Raw genomic sequence first — 6,558 nt, 5'->3', positions numbered from 1 at the left:
CGGCGCTCGGATACCAGTCGCCTCTTGAGTTCGAAACCGCGTTCGCGCAAAACAACGCGCGGTAACGCATCGTGACAACCCCACTGTCACTGTAATTATCGTGTCTCACTTCAGGGGTGCAGTCCAGTGCACTTATCTCCAGTGGCAGCTCGAGTCGTTGAGTGCACTGGTCACCGCAATCCCTACTTGCACGCAAAACTCGCCGCGCTCTCCGGATCGCCTTGCCCCTTGTAATGCGCATGTTGCGGATAGGCGCAAAGCGGCCGGCTGCGGCCGGGAAAGGCCGGTCCCGTCGCGACCACCGCATCGGGCGCCTTGCCGTCTTCCACCCAGGTCACGACCGCGCTGAGGAGATCGAAACGATCGAGCGTTGCGCCGCTCGAGCAGTGGCCCATGCCGGGCACCAGGAAGGCCCGGCTCGATGTCTCCCGCACCAATTCCATGCCGCCGGACTCCGCCGCCATGCGCTCGTAGTAATTCACGGTGTCGACCGCCGAGAACCAGGGATCGCTCACGCCGTGGTAAAACAGCAGCTTGCCGCCACGGCCGAAATAGCTCGACAGGTTGGTCCAGTAGGCGGTGTTGGCGAGGCGATCGAGGCCGCTCGCGTTGACGCGGTCTTCGAGTTGATCGACGTCGATGCTGTCCCAGACAGGCGGTCCGACCGGACTGCGCGCGCCTGTCGTCAGGATGCCGGGAATGGCAACGCCTTCGGCTGCCACGCCGCTGTCCCACGGGAACGGCGGGTAGACCGGCGTGCCGCGTGAATTCTTCGGTCCGGCAAAAGCTTTTTTCAGGGCATCGACCTGCGACGGCGCCAGGCAGGAATCCGCCTTGTCATCCGTCTTGTCGCCGTTGCAGGTGAGGACCGCGGGATCGAATTGACAGGCCTTGCCGTCGAAGATCAGGCCATCCTTGGCGCCGTCTTTGGCGTCGCAGGCTGTGAGGATCGCGTTCGTGATCAGCTTGCGCTCACCCGCGGAAAAAGCCTTGGCGGGCTCCGGCTTGCCGGAGGCATCTTTCGGCGCGATCTGGCTGAAGGCCGCGTTGGCCCAGGCGAGACCGATATTGGAGTTGCCGGTGCGCATCGCAGGCGCGCCGGCGACGATGCCGTCGAATTGTTCGGGATAGCGCGCAGAGGCCAGCATGCCTTCGCGGCCCCCGGTCGAGCACCCCGTGAAATAGGACCGTTTTGCGGGCTGGCCATAGTAATGTGCAACGATCGCCTTGGCGGCCATCGTCACCTTGCCGACGGATGCCGTGGCGAAGTTGAGCGCGGCTTCCTGGTCCTTCAGGAACGAGGCATCGAACACCGCGCCCTGATGACCGCTGTCGGTCGAAACAACGGCAAAGCCGCGCGCCAGCGCCGGCACCTCGCCGGCGGCCTGGTGACCCAGCGGCGGCCGGATCGAGCCGTTCAGACCGCCGCCGCCCTGAAACAGAAATCGGCCGTTCCAGCGATCGGGCAGGGCGACGGCAAAGCCGATCGCGTAGGATTTGCCCTCGACCCCCACGCGCTGATCGATCACGCCATCCGCGCGGCAGTTTTGCGGCAGCGCCACCGATACGGTGGCCGGCGCCGGCGGTGACGGCTGCACGGTCCCCGGCGGCGCCTCCGGCACAACCTCGGCCTTGGTGAGCGTTGCCGCCGATCCCGGCATCTTCCAGCCGGTCAAGTCAGCGCATTTGAGCGCGGGTGGTATGTTGGCCAAATCGTCGGCGCTTGCCGGCGAGATCGCAATGACGATGATGGCCGCGACCAAAGCCAGGCAAGCCATCCCATCAAGCGGCGCATTTCTTTTTCGCTGCATCGTTCTCCCCTGCCGTTTTTGAATTTTATTGCGGTGCAGTCAGCTCACGCTGGCCGCTGACGATCCGGTGCACCGACATTGAAACTATCTTGTCTTAGTCGAGAGATGCAGTCCAGCGGCACAGATTGCGGTGACGGTGCAATCCATCTCCTTCGCACGATGCGAAGCCGCTGCACGCGGGAATTGAGTGCACCGTAACTCGGGGTCGACCAGCCAATGGTGGAGTAAAGCCGCAGAGTGAGCAGGGCAGCGCTGGCAAATGATTTTGATGCGCTGCCGCCGAAACCCGTGCATCCTCTCATGCAACGTTTGAGAGGCCCGTCTATGAAAAGACTTCATCTCCTGGCCCTGCTGGGCGCGGCCCTGTTCGGGCTTGCCGCGGCGCCGGTCAGGGCCGACACCTATCCGGGCCGCGTAGTGACCGTCGTGGTCCCTTATCCCGCCGGGGGATCGGTCGACGGCGTCGCGCGCCTGCTCGCGCAAAAGCTGGGCGAACAGCTCGGGCAGAGCTTCATCGTCGAGAACCGCGCCGGTGGCGCCGGCGGCATCGTCGGCGCGAACTATGTCGCCAAGGCCGCGCCGGATGGCTACACGCTGATGCTGACCGCGTCGATCCATGTGGTGACGCCGTTCCTGCACAAGGCCGTGCCCTACGACGTGGTCACCGACTTCACGCCTGTTACGCTGGTGGCGAGCGGTCCGCTGATCGTCAGCACCAATGCGCAGACGCCCGCCAAAACTCTCAAGGAATTCTTCGACCTGGTTCGCAAGGATCCGAACAAATACACCTTCGCCACATCGAGCTTCGGCTCGGCCGGGCACATGGCGATCGAGCTGCTCAAGCGCGATGCCGGGGTCGACACCCTGGTGGTGCCCTACAAGGGCGCAAGCCCCGCACTGACGGACTTGATGAGCGGCCAGGTGCAGTTGATCGCCGATCCTATCCTGTCCTCGCTGCCGCTGGTGAAAGCCGGAAGCATCAAGGCGCTGGCCATCACCAGCGCCAGGCGCGTCGACATCGCTCCGGAGATTCCGACCGTGGCCGAATCCGGCATGACAGGCTTCGAGTTCGGCTCCTGGTACGGTCTATGGGGCCCGAAGGGCTTGCCCGCTGATCTCGTCACGACAATTCAAGCCGAGGTCGCGAAGATCGTGCAGCGGCCGGAGGTGAGGGACCGCTTCGCGCTGCTCGGATTCGAACCGCTCGGCTCCACTCCGGACTATTTCGCCGGCTACATCAGGGACGAGATGGCGAAGTATGAGCGGATCATCAAGGACGCCAATATTAAGGCCGAATGATAGTGGGGCGCGCGGGACCGGGGGATTGCGGGGACAGTGCACCAAATCCCCGTCCGCCAAGCGTGGTCCGAAGCCGCAATAAGCAGGGTGGCGACGCGGAATGAATTTGATGCACCGTAACTCCGGAACTCAGAGAGGTCGCACTTGCGCGGCGAGGTGCCATGCCCTGTCATTTCGCCGACGGCGTCGGAGATGGTGATATTATCGGCGCTGGCGCCGGTTGAACGGGCAACGGAGCCGCGGCTGCACCCGCGACATACTGAACGCTGACGCCGATGATCACGCATCCATTGCCGGCGCTCGGCATCAGGATCCGATGTTCGCCGACGCTGCTCCGGTACAGCGGAAGTCCGGCCAGTTTTCCGATCACCGCGGATGACTTCAGGATGTCCTTTTCGACATCGATGCAGGGGCGCGCCGATGGAAACACCTGAATAGAAGTCGCGTCGCATCCGTTGGCGGAAGGGCTTGCCAAAATCACCGAGGCCGCGCGCGGCGCGACGGGGCTCTGGTAGGTTTCGATGACGATGGATTGAAAGGCGTGCAAATTGGGCGCGCCGGAGTGCCAGTTGGAAAAGGCGCTGTGGGGTGCATCGATCGCAGATGCCGATCCACGCTCGACCGCGCTCGTGCATGGACCGAGACCGGCATTTTTGGCGTGCAGGACCGGCTCCGGTTTTTCCGGCGGACTTAAATTTCCGACATCGGAAATGACCGGGATGGAGGCGACAGGCGGCGTCGCCGACGGAGCCGCTTTCTTTCCTGGCGCTTTTGGCTGCTGCATCGGTACTGCCGTTGCGGGTCGTTGCGCAGGAATCGGCCTGGACCCACTGGAGCCCGGCGGCGATTCAGGCGGAGAGGCCGCTTGCGCAAGTTGGATGCGGCCGAACGGCTTGGCCTCGAGGTGTCCCGGCGTGCAGCAATGAATTACACACAGCAGGACTCCGATGGCTCTCAACGCGTTCCCCAAAGCCGACCCTAGTTCAGCGTAAACGAACTGGAGACGACGCCGCCGTAAGCGCCTTGATCCGGCGAACCGGAGAAGGTGGCATTGAGCCGCCAGCGGTCCGTTGCGGCGTAACCGATGCCGATTGCGAGGCCGGACGAGCCTTTGAAGTTTCCGTAGGAACCCGCTACCGACAGCTTGCCGGGCCGTTGATCGAATTGAAGCGCACCTGCGGCCATCGCCAGCGCGATGCCGGCGCGTGCTTCGCGCAAATTGTCGGTGACCTGGTTCTGCAGATTGCTGACCTGACTCTGCAGGTTGCCGATCTGCCCCTGGAAGCCGCCGGCGATGCCGGCGAGCTGGCTGACATTGACGGCATCGGTCGGGTTGATGCCTGCCGCAACATTGGTGATGCGACGCTCGCCTCCCACCGAGCCGACCGACACGGTGTTGGCGGCGGAAGCGACCGAGCCGTTGCCGATCGCGACCGAATTTGCGCCCGACGCCACGGCTCCGGCGCCGATCGCGGTGGCATTGGCCGCATTGGCCTGGGCTTGAAAACCCAAGGCCGTCGCATTGGTTTGACCAGCGCCCGTGGTGCCGGCCTGCGCCTGGCCGCCGAGGGCCGTCGTTCCGCCATTTTGAAACGTATTGGCCCCGAGGCTATCTCCCGCCGCGCTCCGCTGACCATATGCTGTACTGTTGGTACCAGTCGCCGTGCTGAGGACGCCAGTCGAGCGCCAAGGCAAACATGGAAAGCACGGCTGCGCCGGCGCAGGATTTCATCAGATTGTACGTCGCTTCGGTGATTACACGAGGCATTTGTGCTCTCAGCTCCAAGATGTCGACCGATCGGCTTGACCAAACGCGTCGGACGAATGACATCTTCTTGCCCGCGTTCGTCCAACGCTCCGCGACGGTGGAGGGAGATGACGCGCCGCACATCAACCGTTCGGTTGAAGTCGAAGCGATACCGGTCTTTAGCGACCGCTTTTCTTTGGCCTGTTGCCAGATTGCATCCCGGCGCGGTTAGTTGCGGTGACAGTGCTGGACTGCCGCAACGCGGGCCTGAGCCTCACCCCGCCTGTTCGCTATGCCGTCAAGCAGGTTGCCACGATACTGGCGCACAAAATCTACGCTGGTTGGCGATATTCTACGCCTGTACAACGCTCGACCTACGTGGGAGGCAGTCAACTCGCGCCATGCAGGCAGTGATGCGATTGCCGAGTTGCGTCAATGTCGTGGTCATTCGAACGAGCGGTGTTGGGAATGGTCGATCCGGAATTTTTGTCGCAGCTGATCGGCGATATCTACGACGCAGCACTCGACTCCAGCATGTGGGTGGGAGTTCTCGAGCAGGCGACGCAATTCATCGGCGGAGCTGCGGCTGGAATTTACTGGAAGGACATCACCGTTCAGGGTGAAAGTCACTACGTCTACAATGTTGAACCGTCCAGCGTGGACGCGTATTTCAACAAGTATATCCGTTTCGATCCGAGTTTGACGGCTCAATTTTTTTTCAAGGTTGAGGAGATCTACAACACGACCAACGTTTTGCCTTATAGTGAGTTTGTCGAGACGACTTTCTATAAGGAGTGGGTCAAGCCGAACGGGTGGGCCGATCATTTGGCTACCACGCTCGACAAGTCCGCAACGAGCTTCGCTCAGTTCGGAGTCTTCCGAAGCGAGCGCCAAGGGCTGGCCGACGACGATATGCGGCAGCGCATGCGTCTGCTGGTTCCTCACGTGCGCCGCGCGGTGTTGATCGGCAATGTCATCGACCTTCAAAAGCAAAAGGCCGGAAGTCTGTCAGATGCGCTCAACGCGCTCGGCGCCAGCGTTTTCCTGTTGGACGATCATTGTCGTATTGCATTCTCCAACATGGCCGCGCACGCGCTGCTCGATGATGCGACGATCTTACGAGCCGTCAACAATAATTTGATCGCTGTGGACCCGCACGCGGCGCAGGTATTGCGCAATGTTATCGCCGCCGCGAGCGGCGGCGATGGCGCTGTCGGCGCGAATGGTGTTGCCATTCCGCTGTCCAGCAAGCTTGGCCAGAATTGGGTCGCTGATATCCTGCCGCTGACGTCGGGGGCGCGCCGTCAAGCGGGGGGTCTACACTCCGCGGTCGCTGCCGTCTTCGTCCGAAAGGTATCAATGGGGGCGCCTTATCCGATCGAAGTGGCGGCGCGACAATTCCAACTCACGCCGAGCGAAGTGCGGGTGCTTGATGCGGTGCTGAAAGTAAGCGGAGTATCCAAGATCGCAGCGGCGCTCGGCCTCAGCGAGGCCACCGTGAAAACTCATCTCCAGAGTATCTTTGGAAAGACCGGCGTGCGCCGTCAGGCCGACTTGATCAAGCTTGTTGCCGCAGATGCCGGGTCGTTTCCCGGGTAACCGAGAACGAAACCTGGTGCTGCCGCTCTGTGACAGGCGTGAGGCACGGTAATTGCAGTGACAGTGGTGGACTGCACCGCGCAATCAAATAGTTCAAAAGGC

At 62.3% G+C, this 6,558-nt stretch carries 5 protein-coding genes and 1 pseudogene; 2 read left to right on the top strand and 4 right to left on the bottom strand.

Annotation, left to right across the window (positions count from 1 at the left end):
• Window positions 1-182: 182 nt before the first annotated feature.
• Both B5V03_RS43115 and B5V03_RS43110 read right to left on the bottom strand, forming a co-directional pair.
• On the bottom strand, window positions 183-722 hold the full coding sequence (locus B5V03_RS43115; protein ID WP_433995372.1) for a tannase/feruloyl esterase family alpha/beta hydrolase: 540 nt from the start codon (window positions 720-722) through the stop codon (window positions 183-185).
• Window positions 720-1,661 (bottom strand): annotated as a pseudogene (locus B5V03_RS43110) (tannase/feruloyl esterase family alpha/beta hydrolase); the annotation flags it as partial. The gene B5V03_RS43115 and the pseudogene B5V03_RS43110, both read right to left, overlap by 3 nt.
• Window positions 1,662-2,135: 474 nt before the next feature.
• Here B5V03_RS43110 and B5V03_RS39265 point away from each other — a divergent pair.
• Entirely contained in the window at window positions 2,136-3,110 is a 975-nt protein-coding gene (locus tag B5V03_RS39265) for a Bug family tripartite tricarboxylate transporter substrate binding protein (protein ID WP_129275746.1), read from the top strand.
• A 169-nt stretch (window positions 3,111-3,279) separates the two neighbouring features.
• Here B5V03_RS39265 and B5V03_RS39260 read toward each other — a convergent pair whose 3' ends face one another.
• Window positions 3,280-3,894: a hypothetical protein gene (locus B5V03_RS39260; protein WP_129275745.1), complete on the bottom strand. Its 615-nt coding sequence runs from the start codon at window positions 3,892-3,894 to the stop codon at window positions 3,280-3,282.
• A 194-nt stretch (window positions 3,895-4,088) separates the two neighbouring features.
• On the bottom strand, window positions 4,089-4,805 hold the full coding sequence (locus B5V03_RS42870) for a YadA family autotransporter adhesin (protein WP_129275744.1): 717 nt from the start codon (window positions 4,803-4,805) through the stop codon (window positions 4,089-4,091).
• Between the two features lie 520 nt (window positions 4,806-5,325).
• Here B5V03_RS42870 and B5V03_RS39250 point away from each other — a divergent pair.
• Window positions 5,326-6,456, top strand: coding sequence for a helix-turn-helix transcriptional regulator (locus B5V03_RS39250; protein WP_164988587.1), 1,131 nt, complete (start codon window positions 5,326-5,328; stop codon window positions 6,454-6,456).
• The last annotated feature ends 102 nt before the right edge of the window (window positions 6,457-6,558 follow it).

The sequence above is a fragment of the Bradyrhizobium betae genome, assembly GCF_004123905.1.
In the GTDB taxonomy this organism is placed as follows: Bacteria; Pseudomonadota; Alphaproteobacteria; order Rhizobiales; family Xanthobacteraceae; genus Bradyrhizobium; species Bradyrhizobium betae_A.
The sequence above is the reverse complement of the archived record's forward strand: the minus strand, read 5'-3'. Positions and strand labels throughout refer to the sequence as shown.